Raw genomic sequence first — 20,212 nt, 5'->3', positions numbered from 1 at the left:
GTTCGGTCGAACACCCTCAGGCGTCCTGACCTTTGGCGTGTAATCGGTATTATGTAATTATTGTAACCACGGGGAACGGCGACCCTGTGGCTACATATCAGCATGATTTCAAGGCCATACGGCCGAAGGCTGCGGTGACGTCTCAGGGTGCCCCGTTGTCCGGCGCACCCTGGGCGCGCCTCAGGCCTTCTTCACCCCAACGACCTTCTGGTAGAGCCCACCGAAGATGGTCTTTTTCCGCCAGGTGAAAGCGTCGCTGTCATCGAGGTAGTCTTTCAACTCGTTGCTCCAGAGCGCCTTGGCAAAGGGCTCGAGCCATTTGAACACCAACCAGATCACCGGCCGCATGGGATGCAGCAGCGCCGGCTCGTGATAGTCCACGAACATCAGCTTTCCGCCCGGCTTCACATGCGCAGCCAGGTTGTTGGCGATATCGCGTTTATAATCCTCGGGCACTTCGTGCATCAGGAAGTAGCAGCAGACCGTGTCATAGAGGCCGTCTCCGGTGGTGCGCGCGTCCGACAGTCCGGTGCGGACCTGTTTGAGGCCGCGGGTCTTGCGCCCGACATGCTCGATCTGGATCGGCTGGATGTCGGTCACGTGGTATTCGCCATCAGGGCCGATGTGTTCGGCGATCTGGGTGCAGAGCTTGCCGTAGACCGCCGCGGGCTGCAGCACCCGCTCGCCGGGCTCGATCTCGTCGCGGGCGGCGCGCATCAGACGGTTCTGCTGGCCCCAGAGGATCAGCGCGACAACCGGTTCGCGGTCAAGAAATTCGACGTTCGGACGGGCGACATAGGCCCATGTGTAGACATCGACCAGATAGTCCGGCAACTTCGGAACCTCAGGCTCGATGGCGGTTGGCGTCCGCGCCAGATTTTCATTGGGTTTAATTCTGACGTCGATACTGGCCGTCATCGCCTAACCTTTCCATTCGTGTGCGATGCTGATTCGGTTCATGCGAAACAGCGGGACTGAAGCTTGGGATATGCGTTACCGGCGACACCCTGGTGTTTCCGACTGGCGCGGATTGCTCCATCCCTTTCCATCAGGCAAGACCCTAATCCGGCCGCGCAACAAGTGAAATGCGGCAAACCCGCGAATTGCCACTTGTTTCCGCATGTCCGTCAGGCTGTGGCTGCAACGCTGCACTTTTTCGGCGCCAGCGCCCGAAACTCGGTCATGGTCTGCGGCCGGCTTTTCCGGCATCCTATTGAAAACCAGACTTGACTGACCGCATCGAGGCTCGACAGAGCCGATTCAGCCGATTAGGATCGTACGAGACAATGGCGCACATGATGACCTCTATACTCATTCTTAACGGTCCAAATCTGAACCTCCTGGGAAGCCGGCAACCCGAGGTCTATGGCGTGACAACGCTGGCCGAAGTCGAATCTCTTTGCCGCGCGACGGCCGGGGAACTCGGGGTGGCGCTGGAGTTCGAGCAATCGAACCACGAAGGCGTGCTGATCGACCTGATCCATGGCGCCAAAGGGGTGCATGACGGCATCGTCCTGAACGCCGGCGCCTATACGCACAGCTCGATCGCGCTGATGGACGCCATTGCATCGGTCGAGATCCCGACGATCGAACTGCATCTGTCGAACGTTCACGCCCGCGAACCGTTCCGGCATCGGTCCTACATCTCCAAGGTTGCCATCGGCCTGATCTGCGGTTTCGGGCCGGCCGGCTATCCGCTGGCGATACGGGCGATGGTGGAGAAACTCGAGGTGTCTCCTTGATCCTGGACTACGTCGAAAAGGTCACCTCGATGACCGAGATGCAGGATCTGTGGGAATACCACAAGGATGTGATGGCTAAATTTGGGTTCAACCGGGTGCTTTACGGCTTCACCCGGTTTCGGACGGCAAATTCGCTGGGCGACCTGCAGGACATGCTGATCCTGACCAACCACGACCGGGCCTATATCCGACCATTCCTGGACGACGGGCTTTACCTGAACGCTCCCATGACGCTGTGGGCGCTGAACAACGTCGGCGCCCGATCCTGGCGCGACACTGCCATAATGGCGCAAGAGGGTACCCTGCCCCCGGCCGCGCGCCGGATCTGGGAGTTCAACAAGTCCCAGGGTTTTGGCGCCGGATACACCATCAGTTTCCTGACCAACTCGGTCCGCGCCAAGGGTGCGATGGCGCTGACCTCGGTCCCGGGGATGTCCTATGACGAGGCTGACGCGATCTGGGCCGAACACGGCCGCGTGATCGAGGCGATGAACAACGTTCTCCACCTGCGGTTGATTTCAATGCCGAATCCTGGAGAACGCAGGCCGCTGACACCGCGCCAGCGCGAAGCGCTGGAATGGGTTGGCGACGGCAAGACCACCGCCGACATTGCCGAAATCATGGGGCTGACCGTCGCAACGGTGGAAAAACACCTGCGTCTGGCCCGCGAAGTCCTGGACGTTTCGACCACAGCCCAAGCCGTACTGAAGGCTTCGTTTCTGAACCAGATTTATGCGCTGCGGGACTGACGTTCACAGATTGCGCAGATCCCGGGCGTGACGATCCCAATTCTCGGAGAATTCACGAAAATTTCCCGATAAATGCTGGCAAGGTCAGGGATTCCCGACTTACCTTTCCCCCTCGTTTTGGAGGATGTTCAGGTTGTTCCGTGAGTGGTGGCAATTAGCCTAGGAACAGCAAACCGGCTGACCCTGCGATTTCAGGTGGTCCGGAATGCACCGGGAGACCGGAATTGTCGGTTCGGAGGCGTATTTTAAGCTCTCCGGACCGGCGCCACAGTCCTCGCGCGGACATCCCAAAAGCGCGCGTGGTACATATGGCAGGAACGGCGCAGTGGTGGTGGCTGCGCCGTTTCTGACTCATAGTGCCGGCAAACGGCGTTGCAGGTCTCACAACATTACAACCTTCGCGAATCTCGACCTTTTTCAATCGTCGCTCGATGATTTTGCTTCCAGCGTCGCAAGGCAGCACGGAAGCAGGCACCCTGCCCTTTGCGGATATCAGCAGCCGGCGGGTTTCGCCGAACTCGCGACGATGTTTCTGTGCCCCCTTTGCACCGGCGATCTCGGGGGCTGTGCGCCCTCGCCGCCGCTGGGGTTCGTCCCTGCAATTGACTGCACCAACGCCACGACATGCGCTTGCCTGTCACGGCCGGTTGCGACCCCGTGTGGGGGCCCGTTTCAGACCGCTGGCCCGCAGGTGCCATCCGTCTTCAGGCAACGGGATCCAGCAAGAAAAGTGCGAGGTCCAAATGAAAAGCGCCGCTCCGAAGAGCGGCGCTTTCCTGAATTTGGTCTGCCTTAACGGCAAAACACCAAAAATTACTCTTTCATGCCGAGGATCTTGGCAATCGCGGCTTTTTTGGTCATGTCCAGGCTGCCCGACTGGTTGAGGATGTTGTCGATCGAGGCCAGTTGCTCGTCGGACAGGGTATCCACATCGTAGTCGATGTTTTGCTGGGTCAGGTAGGTGGAGATTTTCGCTTTGAGTGCGGTATTGTGCGACGCAGCGAAGGCCGTGGTAGCGGTCAGCGCAACGATGGCAACGGCGGAAAGAAGACGGGTCATTGGGTAAACTCCCTAGAAGGTTTTGTTTCAACACCTTGCCACTTTAGTGGCTGGTTGCAACCCTATTCCGAGATCCTACACGGTACAAGCGACGCGAAGCTGCAAACCGGTTGTTGCGATGGTGCGGGGCAAAAAGGTCGCACAATTTCAAGGGGGATAGAAAACGACCTCAACGCAGTGCGAACGCAAACGGGGCGCCCGACTCGGACGCCCCGCAAGTTCTTATCGTTTTCGGTCTGCGGCCTCGGAATGCAGGCCGCAGCACTCAGGCCTGAACCACCTTGGCAACTTCGGCCGCGAAATCCTCTTTCTCGACCTCGATGCCTTCGCCCACTTCCATGCGGACGAACCCTGTGATCTCGGCGCCGGCTTCCTTGGCGGCGGCCTCGACGGTCAGGTCGGGGTTGACCACGAAGGCCTGACCCAGCAGCGTGACATCGGCCAGAAACTTCTTCATCCGGCCTTCGATCATCTTCTCGATCACCGCGTCGGGCTTGCCGGATTCGCGGGCGATGTCGATCTGGACCTGGCGCTCATGCGCAAGGATGGCGGGGTCAAGGTCGGCTGCTCCCAGCGATGCCGGGTTGGCGGCGGCGATGTGCATCGCGACCTGCTTGCCAAAGCCCTCGTCAGCGCCCGTCAGCGCGACCAGCACGCCGATCTTGCCAAGGCCGGGTGCGGCGGCGTTGTGGACATAGGAAACGACCGTGTCGCCCTCGACCCGGGCCATGCGGCGCAGCGTCAGGTTCTCGCCGATGGTGGAGATCTTGTCGGTAATGGTGTCGGCAACGCTCTTGCCGCCCAGATCGGCTGCAGCCAGCGCCTCGACATCCGCGACGTTTGCGGCGGCTTCGGCAATCGCGGCAACCATCTTCTGGAAGTCGGCGTTCTTGGCGACAAAATCGGTTTCCGAGTTCACCTCGACCACAACACCCTTGCCGTCCTCGACCCGTACACCCACGAGCCCTTCAGCGGCGGTGCGGCCCGATTTCTTGGCGGCCTTGGCCAGACCCTTCGTGCGCAGCCAGTCGACGGCTGCTTCCATGTCGCCTTCGACTTCGGTCAGCGCCTTCTTGGCATCCATCATGCCTGCGCCGGTCATGTCGCGCAGCTCTTTCACGAGTTTCGCGGTGATCGCCATTGTCGGCTCTCCTCAGGTTTGCGTCGTACTGCGGCAGGCAATAGCCTGCCGCACATGTCGGGTCCGTGACAAAGCCACGGACCTGAGGCTTCAGGCCTCTTCGGTAACTTCTTCCGCGGCAGGCGCCTCGCCCGCATCGCCGATGACTTCCTCGAGGAAGCCCTCTTCCATCTCGCCAACGTCGATGCCGGCGGCGTCCATTTGTGCCGACATCCCGTCAAGCGCGGCGCGGCTGACCAGATCGCAATAAAGCGCAATGGCGCGGGCGGCGTCATCGTTGCCGGGGATGATATAGTCGACACCATCGGGCGAGGCGTTCGAGTCGACGATGGCCACGACCGGGATGCCAAGCTTCTTGGCCTCGAGGATGGCAAGGTCTTCCTTGGTCACGTCGATGATGAACAGCAGATCGGGCACGCCGCCCATTTCACGGATCCCGCCCAGGCTGGCTTGCAGCTTGGCCTGATCGCGTTCCATGTGAAGGCGTTCCTTCTTGGTCAGGCCCTCGGCCCCGTTCAACATCGCCTCGTCGATCGAACGCAGGCGGTTGATCGACTGCGACACGGTCTTCCAGTTGGTGAGCGTGCCGCCCAGCCAGCGGTGGTTCATGTAATATTGCGCGCAGCGCTCGGCGGCGTCGGCAATCGGCTTTTGTGCCTGCCGCTTGGTGCCGACAAACAGGATGCGGCCGCCCTTGGCGACGGTGTCGCGCACGACCTGCAGCGCCTGGTCCAGCATCGGAACGGTCTGGGTCAGATCGAGAATGTGGATGCCGTTGCGGTCCCCATAGATGTAGGGGCCCATCCGCGGGTTCCAACGCTGGGTCTGGTGACCAAAGTGAACACCAGCCTCAAGCAGCTGACGAAGAGTAAACTCAGGAAGCGCCATGTCATATCCTTTCCGGTTTCGCGTCCTCGGCAGAGCGTTCAGGATCATTCCCAACCGGCGGACCACACGGGGATTTCTCCCCCGAGAGGCCCAGGCCCTGCCTGTGAAGTGGGGCGCACATAGTGCATTTGCACCCCGCTGGCAACCCCCGGGGTCGGAATAGGCACGGAAGTCGAGGCCTCATTTTCGGTGTCTGGCACCGCAGGCCTCGCGTCCGCCGCGCCCATGCTACGCGATGCCCGTTCCGATGGCATCGGCAAAACGGCCGGCAAGGCGATTGCGACGCGGCGGCATGCCATTGACGGCCCATTGACGGCCGCGCGGGCCTTGCGCAGGCGCGCGGATCGCCCCAGAAGGTTGTCATGACATATGTGCCCGACATTCTTTGTATCGGATCGGCCCTGTGGGACACGATCGGTCGGACCGACCGGCGCATGGACATAGGTCACGACGTCCCGGGCCAGATCACCAGGACGCCCGGCGGGGTGGCCATGAACATCGCCATGGCGCTGGCGCGCGAGGGGCTGCGCCCGGCCCTTTTGACCCTGCTCGGCACCGACGAGGAAGGCCGCGCGCTTGCCGCGCAGGCCGAGTCCCTTGGGCTCGACACCGGCTTCGTAACCTGGTCGGACAGCCTGCCGACGGACAGCTACATGGCAATCGAGGGCGCAGGCGGGCTGGTCGCGGCCGTCGCCGATGCCCGGTCGCTGGAACACGCGGGCGCGCAGATCCTGGCGCCGCTCGCCGACGGTCGGCTTGGCAGCGATGCCGCGCCCTTTCCCGGCATGATCGCGCTCGACGGCAATCTGACGACCGCGCTGTTGACAGACATTGCCGGCAACCCGCTGTTTGCGCAGGCCGATCTGCGCATCGCGCCGGCTTCGCCCGGCAAGGCGCGGCGCCTGTTGCCGCTGCTGCCGCATCCCCGCGCCACCGTCTATGTGAACGCAATCGAGGCCGGTCTGATCTGTGGCACCACCTTTGCCTCGGCCGAACAGGCCGCGCTGGCGCTCGTCGCGCAGGGCGCACGACGGGTGATCGTCACCGACGGCGCAGCCCCGCTTGCCCATGCGACGCCTGATGGCGTCCTCAGCGCCACGCCCCCACCGGTGGTCGTCGCCCGGGTCACCGGCGCCGGCGACACCTTCATGGCCGCCCATATCGCAGCCGAAAGCCGCGGTCTCGCGGGGATCTTCGCACTCGAGGCTGCACTCGGGATCACGGCGGCCTATGTTGCGGCGGGGTCGGCGGCTGCGGCCCTTGCCACCGGCCCTATCCCGAAGGAAACCGCCAAATGACCACCCTGCCCCTTGTCTTCTCGCCCGAGGTCGCGGCCGCCCGCCGCGATGGCCAGCCGCTGGTGGCGCTTGAAAGCACCATCATCACCCATGGCATGCCCTGGCCACAGAACCTCGACACCGCGCGGGCGGTCGAAGCCGAGGTGCGCGCCAGTGGCGCCGTCCCGGCCACCATTGCGGTCATCGCGGGCAAGCTGCATGTCGGGCTGTCCGATGCAGCGCTGGAAGCCCTCGCCAGGGCCGAGAATGTTGCAAAGCTCAGCCGCGCCGATTTTGCGGTCTGCCTCGCCACCGGCGGGACCGGCGCGACGACGGTTGCCGCGACCATGATCGCCGCCCGCCTCGCCGGCATCGAGGTCTTTGCGACCGGCGGCGTCGGCGGCGTGCACAAGGGCGCGGAACACAGCTTTGACATCTCGGCCGACCTGCAGGAACTGGCCGCCTCGCCGGTCACGGTGGTTGCCGCCGGCGCCAAGGCGATCCTCGATCTGCCAAAGACGCTCGAAGTTCTCGAAACCCTCGGCGTGCCGGTCATCGCATTCGGTCAGGATACGCTGCCGGCCTTCTGGTCGCGCGATTCTGGCCTGCGCGCGCCGCTGCGGCTCGACTCTGCGGCCGAGATCGCCGCGGCCCACCGGATGCGCGCGGCCCTTGGTCTGCCGGGGGGGCAGCTTGTCGCCAACCCGGTGCCGGTCGAGGACGAGATTGCGCCCCGCACGCTCGCCCCGATCATTGCCCGCGCCCAGAACGAGGCCGAAGCCCAGGGGATCGCCGCCAAGGCGGTCACGCCCTTCCTGCTGAACCGGATCTTCGAGCTGACCGAGGGCCAGTCGCTTGCCACCAATATCGCACTCGTCCTCAACAATGCGCGGCTTGCGGCGGCAATCGCCACCGAAATCGCCGCGCAGTCCCGAAACACACGGCAAAGCGCTTGACAGACTTGCGCAACGCCGGCCCGCTGAATAGCTAGCCAGAAACCGGTCTGCATCCCCAACATCATGTCACATAAGCGCTCGAAGAACCTCCTTCCCCCCGATACGTCCGGCCAAAGCCCGCGCCGTGGGCCAGGGATCATGGCCAACCTCAGGGCCTCGTTCCTGACCGGACTTGTCGTCATCGCGCCGGTCGGGCTGACGGTCTGGCTGATCTGGACCGTGGTCGGCTGGGTCGATGCCTTTGTGCTGCCCTTCGTACCGGCAGCCTACCAGCCCGAGACCTATATCAAGGAGGTCTTCGGCGAGGACACCACGATCAACGTCCGCGGCGTCGGCGTTGTCTTCTTCCTCGGGTTCACCGTGGTCATCGGCTGGATTGCCAAGGGGGTGATCGGCCGGTCGCTGATCGCCTGGGGCGAACGTCAGGTCGACCGGATGCCGATCGTGCGGTCGATCTACAACGGCGTGAAGCAGCTGGCCGAGACCGTCTTCGCCCAGACCGAAAGCAATTTCGACCGCGCCTGCCTCGTGCAATACCCGCGCCCCGGGCTCTGGGCCATCGCCTTCGTCTCGACCTCGGCCAAGGGCGAGATCCGCCGCCAGATCGAAAACGACGTGCCGGTGATGTCGGTGTTCCTTCCGACCACACCCAACCCGACCTCGGGCTTCCTGCTGTTCGTTCCGGAGAACGAACTGGTCTATCTCGACATGACGGTCGAGGACGCGGCAAAGCTCGTGATCTCGGCAGGTCTCGTCTATCCCAGCGACCGCGCGGCAGCGCTTGCAGCCACCCCCCGGCCCGAACCGGCACCAGACACCACGGCGTCGCAGGACCGCGCCCACGGCTAAGCTCCGGGCGCACTTGCCCGGCTTGATCGGCAACGGGCCTGTGGGCCTAGCCGAACAGCGCCTTCAGGTCGACCGAACCGCGCTGGTTCAGATCGTCCTTGTGCGCCTGCAGGAAGCCATCGGCCGCGGCGCGGCCCGCGGCCTTCAATCGGGTCAGGATCACCGGCGACGGCACCATCTTGGTCGAAACGCTCAGCTCCCGCATCAGCTCGTCGTCGGCGATCATGTGGACCAGGACGTCGCGCATTTCACCGCGGCCGATCCGGCCGTCGGCGATCAGCTCGCGCACGAACTGGATCGCACGAAGTTCACTCAACAGTGAAGAGTTGAAGCTTATCTCGTTGACCCGATTATTTATTTCAGCTGCAAGCTTCGGCACGTCCGGGCGAAACAACGGGTTGATGTTGATGATCACGACATCGGGCGGCAGACCCTCGCAGAATAGCGGAAAGATCGCCGGATTGCCGGTATAGCCGCCGTCCCAGAACGCCTCCACCTGCCCGGTCGCCGGATCCTCGAACTCGATCGCCTGGAAGACCGAGGGCAGACAGCCCGAAGCCAGGATGACATCGGTCGAGATCTCTGCGCCCCCGAAGACCCGGATCTTTCCGGTGCGCACGTTGGTGGCCGAGATATACAGCGCCGGCCCGCGATGGGCGCAGACCCGATCGAAGGCAAAGGCGCTGACAATGCGCTCCAGCGGATTGCGGTAGAACGGACCATAGGAATAGGGACTGACGACCAGGCTGGCCGCATCGGCCATCAGCATGGCGGGCGATTTGTCGAGCATCTCGACATAGACCTGCGTCGGCGGCGCGAAGGGCGCAAACCAGCTGGTCAGGCGCAGGTCCTGCACCCCCGCAACCTGCTGCCAAAGCCAGTCCAGATTGGCCCGCGCCATGGCCCGGTTGTGGTCCTGACCCTCGGCCACCAGCCCCGCCTTCAGTGCCGCCGCATTCAGCGCCCCCGCCGAGGTGCCCGAGATCCCGGCGATCTCGATGTCCTCGTCCTCGAGCAGCCGGTCAAGCACGCCCCAGGTGAAGGCACCATGGGCGCCGCCGCCCTGCAGGGCCAGATTGATCCGCTTCACGCCCATGCTCGCCCCAGCCTTCTTCTGTTCGAAAATATCCCGGGGGAGTCCCGGGCCCCGGCCCGGGACGGGGGCTGGCCCCCGCCCCCTGTACTATCCTCGCGCGCTCAGAGTGCCGTCCAGCCGCCATCGACGCTGATCGTCGTCCCGGTGATCTGGTCGGCCGCCGACGAGCAGAGAAACTCGACAACACCGCCCAGTTGCTCGACGGTCGCGAACTGCTTGCTGGGCTGGCGTTCCAGCAGCACGTTGCGAATGACCTCCTCGCGGGACATCTTGTATTCTTTCATCGTGTCGGGGATCTGCGCCTCGACCAGCGGTGTCAGCACATAGCCCGGACAGATCGCATTGGCCGTGATCGGCTCTTCGGCCGTCTCGAGGGCCACCACCTTGGTCATGCCGACAAGCCCGTGCTTGGCCGAGACATAGGCCGACTTGAAGGGCGAGGCGGTCAGCCCGTGCGCCGAGGCGATGTTGACCACCCGGCCCCAGCCCGCCTTGCGCATCATCGGCAGCGCCACAGCGGTGGTGTGAAAGGCCGAGGTCAGGTTGATGGCGATGATCGCATCCCATTTCGCCACCGGAAACTGATCGATCGGCGCCACGTGCTGGATGCCCGCATTGTTGACCAGAATATCGCAGACACCGGCCTTTTCGATCAGTGCCCGGCATTGGTCGCCCTTGGACATGTCGGCCTGAATGTACTTCGCCTCGGTGCCGGTTTCCTTGGCGATCTTTTCGGCCAGGGCATGGTCCTCGTCGTTGTCCGTGAAAGAGTTCAGCACCACATGGGCGCCGGCGCGGGCCATTTCCCAGGCGATCCCCAGGCCGATGCCGGAATTCGATCCGGTGATGATCGCGGTCTTACCTTTGAGCGACATGTCGTGCTTCCTCGATGATGTTTCGACGTCCATCCTAGATAGGGGCTTCTACAGCGTCATGAAGATTGCGCGATGCCGCGGGCAGGATCCGGCGCCGGTTTCTTCCGGTATGCGCTTCGGTTGGTCGCAGGGGCGCGGAATGGATCGGCGCCCGCCTGAACTCTTGCCAAAAAAAACGCCCGCACAAGGCGGGCGTCAAGTCATTGAGGCAGGTTTCATACAGGCAAGAAACCTATCGAGCAGTAAGGTCTTTATACGCGTTGGCACTGCCGCCGCCAAGTTAAAAGTTTGAAATGGTTGACATCGACGACTACGGTTCGGCCGAGCAAATCAACGGCGAAGAAGGATTGTTGCCAGAATGCTACGTGGTTTTCACCCTGTCTGCCGTGCCCTGACACTTGCCGTCGCAACCATGATTCCCTGCGCGGGATCCGTTGCCGCCGATCCCGCGCATGGCATAGCTATGTATGGGGACCCGGCCCTGCCACCGGATTTTGTGTCTTTGCCCTATGTCAATGCAGATGCACCGAAGGGCGGGCGAATCGTGCTTCCCGAGATCGGCAGCTTTGACAGCCTCAACCCCTTCATCCTCAAGGGCCGCTCGGTCTTTGGCCAGCGTATGTATGGGTACGAGACGCTTATGGGCCGAAGCTGGGATGAACCTTTCACGCTTTACGGGCTTCTGGCCGAAACGGTCGAGACCGGCCCGAATCGAGAATGGGTAGAATTCTCCCTGCGCCCCGAGGCCCGATTCTCGGACGGCTCGCCGGTGACTGTCGAAGACGTGATCTGGTCGATGGAAACGCTCGGCACCGACGGCCACCCCCGCTATCAGGGCGCCTGGAAAAAGGTCGCCTCGGTCGAACAGACCGGGCCGCGCTCGGTGCGCTTCAATTTCAACGTTGAAGACCGTGAATTGCCGCTGATTCTCGGGCTGCGTCCGATCATGAAAAAACAGGATTTCGGCGGCCGGCCGTTCGACGAGGTTTCGGATGTCGCGCCAATCGGCTCCGGCCCCTACGGGATCGGTGATTTCGAATACGGCCGCTACATGACGCTGAAGAAGAATCCCGACTGGTGGGGCGTCGATCTGCCGTTCAACCGCGGCCAGCACAATTTCGACGAGATACGGTACGAATGGTATGGCGATGCCGGCGTCGCCTTCGAGGCGTTTCGCGCCGGCGCCCTGTCGTCCTATCGCGAATCGAATCTCAGCAAATGGTTTTCGTCCTACAACTTTCCCGCCGTCAAATCCGGCGATGTGGTGCTGTCGACAATCCCCAACCAGCGGCCATCGGGGATTCGCGGACTGGTGATGAATACCCGCCGCGCGCCATTCGACGATTGGCGGGTGCGCGACGCGTTGATCCACGCCTTCAACTTCGAATTCATCAATGCCGCACTGACCGGCGGCACCGAACCGCGCATTACCTCGTATTTCTCCAACTCGGATCTGTCGATGGATCACGGGCCGGCGACGGGACGGGTGCGCGAGTTGCTTGAACCCTATGCCGACACGCTGCTGCCGGGCGCGCTCGACGGCTATGACCTGCCGGTCTCGGACGGCTCGGCGGCCAACCGCAAGAATGTGCGCGCCGCATTGAAACTGCTGGCCGACGCCGGATGGCAGGTGCAGCCCGATGGTATAATGCAGAACGCCGACGGCGAGCCGCTTGCCTTCGACATCCTGTTGCGCTCGGGCGGGAATTCTCTGGTGCCCTCCGCCGACAGCATCGCCGAGCTTTATTCCGAACAACTCAAACGGATCGGCGTGACCGCCAATCTGGTGACGGTCGATTCAGCCCAGTATCAGCAGCGTACCGGCGACTATGACTTTGACATGGCGTTCTACGTCCGGACCATGTCGCTGAGCCCCGGCAACGAGCAGATGCTCTATTGGGGTCACGATGGCGTCGACGCCCCCGGCACCCTCAACTGGATGGGCATGGACAGCCCCGCCGCCGAGGCGATGATCGACACCATGCTGAACAGCAAGGACAAGGAAGACTTCACGTCGGCGGTCCACGCGCTCGACCGGGTGCTGACGACCGGGCGCTATGTCATCCCGGTGTGGTACTCGCCGGTCGGCCGAATCGCCCACTGGCTCCCCTATCGGTACCCCGAGCGTCACACCCAGATCTATGGCGACTGGGACGGGTTCCAGCCCGACGTCTGGTGGTACGAGGACTGAGCCCACGAAAAAACGGTGCCAGATCTCTCTGGCACCGTCCTGGCAGCGGGTCTGTCCCGGCGTCGCGGCCCTTGGCAGATGCAACGTAGGCCGTCGGCCGGGGGCCGCTGCCAGCGTTCAGGCGGCCTTGCGGCGGCCGCGGGCGATCCCGAGGGCACCGAGGGCCGAGGCCATCAGCACGATGCCTGCCGGAAGCGGCACAGGCGCCACCGGAACAGACGCGCCGAAGAAGGTCATGTGCGACAGCTCGTAATGCTTGTTCGACGTTTGACCCACATTCTTGACCGGGGTGAACCACTCGCCCGAATAGGCAACGCCATCGAACCCCGTGATTGAAAAGAGGTTGAAGCCCTTGCCACCCTTGACCGCAATATAGCTCAAGATCGGGTCGCCTTCGCCGGGGGTATAGCGAAACGACCCGGTCCCCTTGCCGGTCTCCTCGATCTCGAATTCCGAGCCGTCGAGCGTACCGAAAGAGGAATTGAACTCCGTTCCTTTTTTGTCGTCTCCTGGTTCCAGCTTGATCAGCGCATCGGCGCCATCATAGCTGCACGTCGGGAATTTCCCCAAAACGCCGGAGCAATCGTTTCCGCTCACGTTACTTTCCACCAGAGTCGAAAGGGCGGAAGCGGGAACACTCAATGCAAGTCCGATGGCAAGAGCAACGAAGGGTACTTTGTACATGATATCTCACTAAAATGAGGAACTTGTTCTACAGTTCGTTGCAATAGCATGGACTTTGTGCGCCTACAACAAAATTCTTAATGGTAGTTAATAACGGTCTCGCGAGGCGACGGAGTCCTCTGCGGCGGCAGCGGTCGCCGGTCTCCGGCGCGCCGTGCCCGTCGTGCCCAGAGGTCTAGGGCGTTGGCCCAAAAGGAAAGGGACCGCAAAAGCGGTCCCTTTCGGTCTTTGATCCTGAACTGGAAGGCCCGGCCGAAGCCGAAGCGATCAGCGCTTCGAGAACTGGAAGCTGCGGCGTGCCTTGCGGCGGCCAAACTTCTTGCGTTCCACGACGCGGGAGTCGCGGGTCAGGAAGCCCGCGGCCTTCAGCGGTGCACGCAGGCTGGGATCGTAAAGCTGCAGCGCCTTCGAGATGCCGTGCTTGACCGCACCGGCCTGACCCGAAAGTCCACCACCCTTGACGGTGGCGATGACGTCGAACTGGTCTTCGACACCGGCAACCTGGAACGGCTGACGCAGGATGAGCTGCTGCACGGGGCGGGCGAAGTAGACGGCCATTTCCTTGCCGTTCACGACCACCTTGCCCGAACCGGGGCGGATCCAGACCCGGGCAACCGCGTCCTTGCGCTTGCCGGTGGCATAGGAGCGACCAAGTTCGTCGCGCTGAGGTTCCCGCGGGGCCTCGAGTTCGATCACGGCGACGACGCTTGCATCGGCGACCGTGTTCAGCTCGGAGAGCGTTTTGATTTCTTCGACCATGTCCTCAGATCCGGGTGTTCTTCTTGTTCATGGACTTCACATCGAGCACTTCAGGCTGCTGTGCCTCGTGCGGATGTGCGGTCCCGGCGTAGACGCGCAGATTGGTCATCTGCTGGCGGCTCAACCGGTTGCCGGGAAGCATGCGCTTGACTGCCTGGGTGAGCACCCGCTCGGGATACTTGCCATCGAGGATCTGTCCGGTGGTGCGGAACTTGATGCCGCCCGGATAGCCAGTGTGCCAGTAGTTCTTCTCGGTGCGCTTGTTGCCGGTGATCTGTACCTTGTCGGCGTTGATCACGATGACATTGTCGCCCATGTCCATATGCGGGGTGAAAGTCGCCTTGTGCTTGCCGCGCAGGCGAGATGCGATGATCGAGGCCAAACGGCCCAGAACGATGCCGTCGGCGTCGATCAGGATCCATTTCTTGTCGATCTCCGCCGGAGTAGCGGTGTAGGTCTTCATGTTTGTTGCTCTTGTAATGACAAATTCGGGGCGACGGGCGCACCCGGCATGTTTGATGGCGTGTTTCTAAGGATTTGCGGCGCGCAGTCAAGCCGGTTAAGCGGCATTTAGCATTGTAATTTCAATGCCTTGCAATTTGGGTATAATGATACCCCAAAAATCAGACGGACATTCGGCAGGGCGGATCGTCCAGCAGGTCGCGCAGCCGGCCCATCGCCTCCTCGAACCGGGCAAGCGGGATGCGGCCGTTCACGGCGATCCGCACGGCATGGGGTGCGCGGCCCTCGCGCAGCGCGAATTCCTCGGCCGAACGCAACTGGACCCCGACCCGCTCTGCCGCCAGGGTGAAATCGGACGCCCGCCAGCCCAGCGGCAGCGCGAGCCACAGGAACGGAACATCGGCATTCCAGCGCAGGTCATAGCGCCCGAGGATGTTGACCGCAGCCTGGATGTATTCCTGCAACCGGGCGCTGACCCGCACCACCGTGGCCTTGGTCTCGGGATCGCTCATCACGATGCGGGCAACCTCGGCCAACGGCCGGGCAAGCCCGAAAAATCCGTATTCGGCGGCGCGGCGCAACGCGCCGGTGTGGCCCTCGGCGGCAATCGCGAAACCGATGCGCAGGGCAGGCGTTATGGTCTTGGAAATCGACGAGACATACCAGCCCCCCTCCGGCCAGAGCGCGCGATAGCTGGGCGCCCGGGCGGGCCCGATGCGATAGCAGTCGTCCTCGAGGATCTGCACGCCTGCGTCCTTGCAAATGGCCGCCAGCGCCTGGCGCCGCGGCATCGGCGTGTGGCAGCCGGTGGGGTTGTGGACCTCGGGCGAGGTGCACAAAAGGCTTGCCCCCGTGCGCCGGGCGATCCGCTCCAGTTCCTCCGGGATGATGCCGTCAGCGTCCGAGGGAACGCCCGCCACCTCGATCCGCAGCATCTCGGCCGCACGGCGGAACCCGGCATAGCTGAGATCTTCGACCAGGATCACCGGGCGCGGCGCCCGCACGGCCGCCTGCAGCACCAGCGAAATGGCGTTCTGGCCGCCATGCGCCAGCACCACGTCCTGTTCGTCGACCCGCCCCAGCATGACATCGGACAGCCAGGTAACGACCGCCTCGCGCGCCGGGCGAAACCCGTCGCGGGTGGGGTATTCGGTCAGATCGCACTCGGGGCCCCGGGCGACCGCCTCGAACGCCCGGCGGATGGCGGCCACCTGCCCCATGTCGGGCAACCGCGGACTGTAGAGGTTGACGCTGCCGGTTTCCTCGGGCGGCACCGGACGCTGCCAGACATCGTCGACCACGGGCCTGCGCCTGGCGGCGACAAAGGTGCCGCGGCCAACCACCGCTTCGAGCCGTCCGGCATCGGTCAGCAGCGCATAGGCGCGCGCCACGGTGCCGGGCGTGATACCGATCTGCCAGGCAAGTTCCCGCACCGGCGGAAGCCGGTCGCCCACCGTCAGCGTGCCATCTTCGATTGCCGCCTCAAGCCGGTCGGCCAGGACCTTGTATTTTGTCCCGCCTTCAAGCTGCAGGTCTTCCATCCACTTTGTATCGAGCACAATACTTTCCTAGACCGGGCACATTTTGGAATGTATCAATTTATTGCGCACAATGCGCGCTTGTGTCAATACAATGTTGGAACACCCCATGGAGCAGCTTCGCACCTCCCCTGCCCGCCAGATCGAGCACCTGCTTGGCCTGAAACCGTTGCCGCCCGCGGCCGCGCTGGCCCTGCGACTTGCGGTGATTCTTGCCACATGGGACCAGCGCCGCCGCTCGCGAATTGCGTTGTCGCATCTGACGCCGCACCAGTTGCGCGATGTCGGGATCAGTCCCGAAATGGCACGCACGGAATCCTCGCTGCCGTTCTGGCGCATCTAGCAGGCACCCCGCCGGCTCCCTGATGGCGGCACCGCTCGCCTATCCCGCCGCGGCCTCGCGCCGTGGCGGTCGCGAATAGGTCAGGCTGGCGCGGGCGACCGGCGCGGCCTCGTCGCCTTCGGAAAAGATCAGCGCGTCACCCACGACCAGAGCGCGCCCGAGCTTCAGCAGCCGCGTCTCGCACAACAGATCCCGCCCTGCCTCGGGTCTGCGCAGAAAGTCGATGGCGCAACTCGTCGTCACGGCCAGCGCCTCGGGCCCGACCCGGGCCAGGATCGTCAGGTAAAAGGCGCAATCGGCCAGCGCAAACATCGACGGCCCCGAAACCGTGCCGCCGGGCCTGAGGTGGCGATCTTCGACCCTCAGCCGCAGCAACAGCCCCTGTTCCGCCAGCCGTTCGATGACGAAATCGGCCGCAAGCTGGGGAAATTCCCGCTCCATGAACTGTGCCAGGGCCGTGCCATCCATCGCCAGGGTCATGCATATTTCCTTTCCGTCCGATTTCGATAAGCTGCCGCAGCATCGAAGGGGGAGGCCATGGAAGACGACATTCTTTTGCGTCAGGATCGTAATTACGTTGCGGAACTGACACTGAACCGGCCCGCGGCGCTGAACGCGCTGTCCGACGACATGCTTGCCGCGATGACCCGTCAGATCGTGGCACTTTCAGCGGATCGCGATATCCGGGTGGTGATTCTGCGCGGGGCGGGCAAGGCGTTCTGCGCCGGCCATGACCTGCGCGAGATGCAGGCCGGCCGTCAGGCCGAGGATCGGGGGGCAGACTATTTCGCCGATCTCTTCGCCCGGTGTGCGGCGGTAATGTCGGGGCTGACCCGCCTGCCCCAGCCTGTCATCGCCGAGGTTCACGGGATCGCCACGGCCGCGGGCTGCCAGCTTGTGGCGTCCTGCGACATGGCGGTGGCGGCAGAGGGCACGCGATTTGGCGTCAACGGCGTCAATATCGGGCTGTTCTGCTCCACCCCCATGGTGGCGCTGTCCCGCAATGTGCCGCGCAAACATGCCTTCGAAATGCTGACCACCGGCGGCTTTATCGACGCGGCGCGCGCCGAACAGATCGGGCTCGTGAACCACGTCGTCCCCGCCGAGGACCTGACCGACCGGACCCGGGCGCTTGCAGATGTCGTTGCGGGCAAGCTTGGCGCCGCGGTCAAGATCGGCAAGCGGGCGTTTTACGACCAGATCGACATGGACCTCGACGATGCCTATGCCCATGCCGCGACGGTGATGACCGAGAACATGCTGTGGCGCGACACGGACGAGGGCATCGCGGCGTTTCTGGAAAAGCGAAAGCCCGACTGGGCCGAGTGACTGGTTTCCGGTTGGCGACAGTCTCGCATGCCACCGGCCGCCCCCGGGCACACGTCAGTGCGGGCGAATGCCGGACGCCGGCGCCGACAGGTGCAGACGTCCGTCGTGGGGCGACACCCGGCCCGCCACCGGAACCGCCTTTTCCGGCACGCTCGATCCGACGGGCTGGCCCACGATCACCCGGACCACGGCGCGATGCCCCGCGGGACCGAAATCGTCGCATTCCGTGGCCGAAAAAACGGTCATGCCGCCGCTTTGACCCGACAGCAGCCGGTCGCCGGGCTGCAACTCGTCGGCGCGGATTTCTCCTCGCGTGGTGCGGATCTGCCGCCCGGCGGCAAAGGTCAGGATCATCGTTCGGGGATGACCCCCGCGCCCCGGCCGCGCCGGAACGGATTTGAACTGCTCGGTCATCGCTGCCTCTCTCGTCCGCTTTCGCGCGGAAACCTTTTGTTAAGCCAGATTACCCGAGGCCGATTCGCAGACGAAGCGACCCGGCGAATCGTTGCAGAGATTGTGGATAACTGAGTCATTTCCGCCACGTCGCCTTGGCCGGATGCCCCCGTTACGTCAGGGTATTGCGGCGCCGGCGGGGATGTCGATGCCGGGCAACCAGGGCTTCAAGTCGACCACCGGCGTGCCATCGAAGCAATCGATGGCGTCGATTTCAACCCGGCCGGCTGCGGCATCGATCGCGGTGATTGTCACCGCCGACAAGGTGATCGGATTGGGCCGGTTGGGCGAGCGCAGGGCGAAGGTGCCGCGCGGCGCGCTGACATGGCCCGGGGCCTGCACGATCAGGTCGCGCCGGGCGTGATTCATCCAGTAGAGCACCAGCAACCCCTGCCCCACCGCAAGACCGCCAAGCCCGCGTACATAGCCCGGCGCCAGTTCGATTGTGGCGCCGCGCCCGTCCTCGCGGGCGCCTGCAATGTTTCTGGGGCAGTTTCCCGGCCCCCAGGGCGAACGGATCCGGCCGATGAAGGTGACGCTGGCGTCCTGAGCCGGTGCGAAATCGAGGGTTTCTTCCCCCTCACGGATCTCGGGGATATGGGTCGTGTCCATCAAACACCTCAATTGTTGCATTACCGAGATCCTAGACTTGCGGCCCCCATGGCACCATGGGACGAATTCCCCGGCCGATCGGAATGGCTCTGTCACAGCCCCGGTGCAGGATCGCCCCCGTCAATCGCCCAACATCCCGCGCGATCCCGGAAAGCCAAACCCTCCGCAAAAGCCACGCCATCCTCAGGCCCGCCGGTTTGCCGAACACGGTCTTCCCGAAAAATTGCGTTATATGTGTGCATAAATGGATTCTTGCCGCAACGGAAACTCGCGCATAGGCAGTTTTTGCTTCCAAAGCAACGGACTACCCGCTTTCGAAAGTCCTTCCATTCGGCTATGTCTAATTGCAGATCGCTGGAAAATCGGCCGGCGGCGGTTCTTGCGGCTTTAAGGTTCGTGATAGTGCGCTATCATCGATCTGGCTGGATTTAACCCGTCGCAGATTTGTCCGTGCGGATTACGGTGAGGTGGATTGGATGAATGACACGCCGATTGGTTCCGAGTCCCCCGATACCTCTCCGGGCGAGTTGCATCTGGCCGAGGCGCGCGACTTTCTCAGTCGCACCGGATGGCTGGCGGAATGTGCGCCTGCGGTACAGAAACTTCTGCTTCATGACATGCAATTGCGGCGATATCCGTCGCACGAGGCGGTTTTCCGGATCGGCGATGAACCCGACGGGCTTTACGGCTTCGTGACCGGGGGCCTGCGGATTCTGGCGCCGGACGGCGGCGGCGAGGCTGTCTGGCTTCATCGCACCGAACCCGGCTACTGGATCGGCGAAATGACCAGCCTCTCCGGTGGCCCGCGGCTGATCTCTCTGGTGACCACCCAGCCGACCGTGGCGCTGCACTTGACGCGCGACGACCTTGTCCGGGTCGTCGAGTCGAATCCGACGCTCCATGACGACCTCTATGCGCTGTCGCGTCGAAACTGGGTTACCGCGGTTCGGCTTCTGGTCAATCTGACGATCCGCGGGTCGGAACGCCGCCTTGCAATGCGGCTGCTGCATTACGACGAAATTGCCGGCTCTGACGGCGACTGGATCCCCCTCAATCAGGAAGCCCTCGCCGATCTGATCGCCGTCTCGCTGCCGACGCTGCAGCGGGCGTTGCGGAACCTGGTGGCAACGGGCTGCATCGAGGTCGGATATGGCAAGATCCGCGTCAACGACCGAGCCGGGCTGATCGCCCGATGCAACCGCTAGTCAC

22 protein-coding genes are annotated in these 20,212 nt (G+C 63.3%); 9 read left to right on the top strand and 13 right to left on the bottom strand.

Annotated elements, in window-relative coordinates; genetic code table 11:
- Positions 1 to 180 precede the first annotated feature (180 nt).
- Complete coding sequence (rquA, locus tag DQG17_RS05210) at positions 181 to 918, bottom strand: rhodoquinone biosynthesis methyltransferase RquA (RefSeq protein ID WP_116131681.1); 738 nt, start codon at positions 916 to 918, stop codon at positions 181 to 183.
- A gap of 380 nt (positions 919 to 1,298) precedes the next feature.
- Here rquA and aroQ point away from each other — a divergent pair, with 380 nt between their 5' ends.
- Positions 1,299 to 1,742: a type II 3-dehydroquinate dehydratase gene (gene aroQ, locus DQG17_RS05205; protein WP_116132596.1), complete on the top strand. Its 444-nt coding sequence runs from the start codon at positions 1,299 to 1,301 to the stop codon at positions 1,740 to 1,742.
- Positions 1,739 to 2,491 carry a helix-turn-helix transcriptional regulator gene (locus DQG17_RS05200; protein ID WP_369907983.1) on the top strand — a complete coding sequence of 251 codons (753 nt, stop codon included), beginning with the start codon at positions 1,739 to 1,741 and terminating at the stop codon, positions 2,489 to 2,491. Before aroQ ends, DQG17_RS05200 begins: the two co-directional genes overlap by 4 nt.
- 813 nt (positions 2,492 to 3,304) lie before the next feature.
- Here DQG17_RS05200 and DQG17_RS05195 read toward each other — a convergent pair.
- The 3 genes from DQG17_RS05195 to rpsB all read right to left on the bottom strand — a co-directional run bounded on the left by DQG17_RS05195 (position 3,305) and on the right by rpsB (position 5,579).
- Positions 3,305 to 3,550, bottom strand: a complete 246-nt coding sequence (locus tag DQG17_RS05195; RefSeq protein ID WP_116131680.1) for a hypothetical protein — start codon at positions 3,548 to 3,550, stop codon at positions 3,305 to 3,307.
- A 265-nt stretch (positions 3,551 to 3,815) separates the two neighbouring features.
- Positions 3,816 to 4,691: a translation elongation factor Ts gene (tsf, locus tag DQG17_RS05190; protein ID WP_116131679.1), complete on the bottom strand. Its 876-nt coding sequence runs from the start codon at positions 4,689 to 4,691 to the stop codon at positions 3,816 to 3,818.
- Positions 4,692 to 4,781: 90 nt separating this feature from the next.
- Entirely contained in the window at positions 4,782 to 5,579 is a 798-nt protein-coding gene (gene rpsB, locus DQG17_RS05185) for a 30S ribosomal protein S2 (RefSeq protein ID WP_116131678.1), read from the bottom strand.
- Between the two features lie 362 nt (positions 5,580 to 5,941).
- Between rpsB and DQG17_RS05180 the strand changes: the two genes are divergently transcribed.
- From DQG17_RS05180 to DQG17_RS05170, 3 genes are all read left to right on the top strand, one after another.
- Positions 5,942 to 6,877, top strand: a complete 936-nt coding sequence (locus tag DQG17_RS05180; protein WP_116131677.1) for a PfkB family carbohydrate kinase — start codon at positions 5,942 to 5,944, stop codon at positions 6,875 to 6,877.
- Positions 6,874 to 7,812: a pseudouridine-5'-phosphate glycosidase gene (locus tag DQG17_RS05175; protein WP_116131676.1), complete on the top strand. Its 939-nt coding sequence runs from the start codon at positions 6,874 to 6,876 to the stop codon at positions 7,810 to 7,812. Before DQG17_RS05180 ends, DQG17_RS05175 begins: the two co-directional genes overlap by 4 nt.
- Positions 7,813 to 7,950: 138 nt before the next feature.
- Positions 7,951 to 8,661, top strand: a complete 711-nt coding sequence (locus tag DQG17_RS05170) for a DUF502 domain-containing protein (protein WP_232829327.1) — start codon at positions 7,951 to 7,953, stop codon at positions 8,659 to 8,661.
- A 46-nt stretch (positions 8,662 to 8,707) separates the two neighbouring features.
- Here DQG17_RS05170 and DQG17_RS05165 read toward each other — a convergent pair whose 3' ends face one another.
- Entirely contained in the window at positions 8,708 to 9,757 is a 1,050-nt protein-coding gene (locus DQG17_RS05165; RefSeq protein WP_116131674.1) for a patatin-like phospholipase family protein, read from the bottom strand.
- Between the two features lie 101 nt (positions 9,758 to 9,858).
- Complete coding sequence (locus DQG17_RS05160; RefSeq protein ID WP_116131673.1) at positions 9,859 to 10,632, bottom strand: 3-hydroxybutyrate dehydrogenase; 774 nt, start codon at positions 10,630 to 10,632, stop codon at positions 9,859 to 9,861.
- Between the two features lie 358 nt (positions 10,633 to 10,990).
- Here DQG17_RS05160 and DQG17_RS05155 point away from each other — a divergent pair, with 358 nt between their 5' ends.
- The gene (locus DQG17_RS05155; RefSeq protein WP_116131672.1) at positions 10,991 to 12,823 is read left to right on the top strand and encodes an extracellular solute-binding protein; all 1,833 of its coding nucleotides are present in this window, start codon (positions 10,991 to 10,993) and stop codon (positions 12,821 to 12,823) included.
- A 117-nt stretch (positions 12,824 to 12,940) separates the two neighbouring features.
- Here the strand turns inward: DQG17_RS05155 and DQG17_RS05150 are convergent, their stop codons facing one another.
- From DQG17_RS05150 to DQG17_RS05135, 4 genes are all read right to left on the bottom strand, one after another.
- The gene (locus DQG17_RS05150; RefSeq protein WP_116131671.1) at positions 12,941 to 13,507 is read right to left on the bottom strand and encodes a VPLPA-CTERM sorting domain-containing protein; all 567 of its coding nucleotides are present in this window, start codon (positions 13,505 to 13,507) and stop codon (positions 12,941 to 12,943) included.
- Between the two features lie 267 nt (positions 13,508 to 13,774).
- Positions 13,775 to 14,266 (bottom strand): 30S ribosomal protein S9, encoded by a 492-nt coding sequence (gene rpsI, locus DQG17_RS05145; protein WP_116131670.1) that lies wholly within the window; start codon positions 14,264 to 14,266, stop codon positions 13,775 to 13,777.
- 4 nt (positions 14,267 to 14,270) lie between these two features.
- The gene (rplM, locus tag DQG17_RS05140) at positions 14,271 to 14,729 is read right to left on the bottom strand and encodes a 50S ribosomal protein L13 (protein ID WP_116131669.1); all 459 of its coding nucleotides are present in this window, start codon (positions 14,727 to 14,729) and stop codon (positions 14,271 to 14,273) included.
- 160 nt (positions 14,730 to 14,889) lie between these two features.
- On the bottom strand, positions 14,890 to 16,269 hold the full coding sequence (locus DQG17_RS05135) for a PLP-dependent aminotransferase family protein (protein WP_116131668.1): 1,380 nt from the start codon (positions 16,267 to 16,269) through the stop codon (positions 14,890 to 14,892).
- Positions 16,270 to 16,375: 106 nt separating this feature from the next.
- Between DQG17_RS05135 and DQG17_RS05130 the strand changes: the two genes are divergently transcribed.
- Complete coding sequence (locus DQG17_RS05130) at positions 16,376 to 16,609, top strand: DUF1127 domain-containing protein (RefSeq protein ID WP_116131667.1); 234 nt, start codon at positions 16,376 to 16,378, stop codon at positions 16,607 to 16,609.
- A 39-nt stretch (positions 16,610 to 16,648) separates the two neighbouring features.
- Here DQG17_RS05130 and DQG17_RS05125 read toward each other — a convergent pair whose 3' ends face one another.
- On the bottom strand, positions 16,649 to 17,089 hold the full coding sequence (locus tag DQG17_RS05125) for a PaaI family thioesterase (RefSeq protein WP_116131666.1): 441 nt from the start codon (positions 17,087 to 17,089) through the stop codon (positions 16,649 to 16,651).
- A 57-nt stretch (positions 17,090 to 17,146) separates the two neighbouring features.
- Between DQG17_RS05125 and DQG17_RS05120 the strand changes: the two genes are divergently transcribed.
- Entirely contained in the window at positions 17,147 to 17,938 is a 792-nt protein-coding gene (locus DQG17_RS05120; RefSeq protein WP_116131665.1) for an enoyl-CoA hydratase, read from the top strand.
- A gap of 54 nt (positions 17,939 to 17,992) precedes the next feature.
- Here DQG17_RS05120 and DQG17_RS05115 read toward each other — a convergent pair whose 3' ends face one another.
- Complete coding sequence (locus tag DQG17_RS05115) at positions 17,993 to 18,352, bottom strand: hypothetical protein (RefSeq protein WP_116131664.1); 360 nt, start codon at positions 18,350 to 18,352, stop codon at positions 17,993 to 17,995.
- 156 nt (positions 18,353 to 18,508) lie between these two features.
- On the bottom strand, positions 18,509 to 19,003 hold the full coding sequence (locus DQG17_RS05110; RefSeq protein ID WP_198666027.1) for a TrmO family methyltransferase: 495 nt from the start codon (positions 19,001 to 19,003) through the stop codon (positions 18,509 to 18,511).
- A gap of 476 nt (positions 19,004 to 19,479) precedes the next feature.
- Between DQG17_RS05110 and DQG17_RS05105 the strand changes: the two genes are divergently transcribed.
- Entirely contained in the window at positions 19,480 to 20,208 is a 729-nt protein-coding gene (locus DQG17_RS05105; RefSeq protein ID WP_116131663.1) for a Crp/Fnr family transcriptional regulator, read from the top strand.
- Positions 20,209 to 20,212 lie beyond the last annotated feature (4 nt).

The organism is Tropicimonas sp. IMCC34043 (assembly GCF_003390845.1).
GTDB lineage: Bacteria > Pseudomonadota > Alphaproteobacteria > Rhodobacterales > Rhodobacteraceae > Tropicimonas.
Note: the sequence above shows the minus strand (reverse complement) of the source record. Positions and strands in the feature narration are given on the sequence as shown.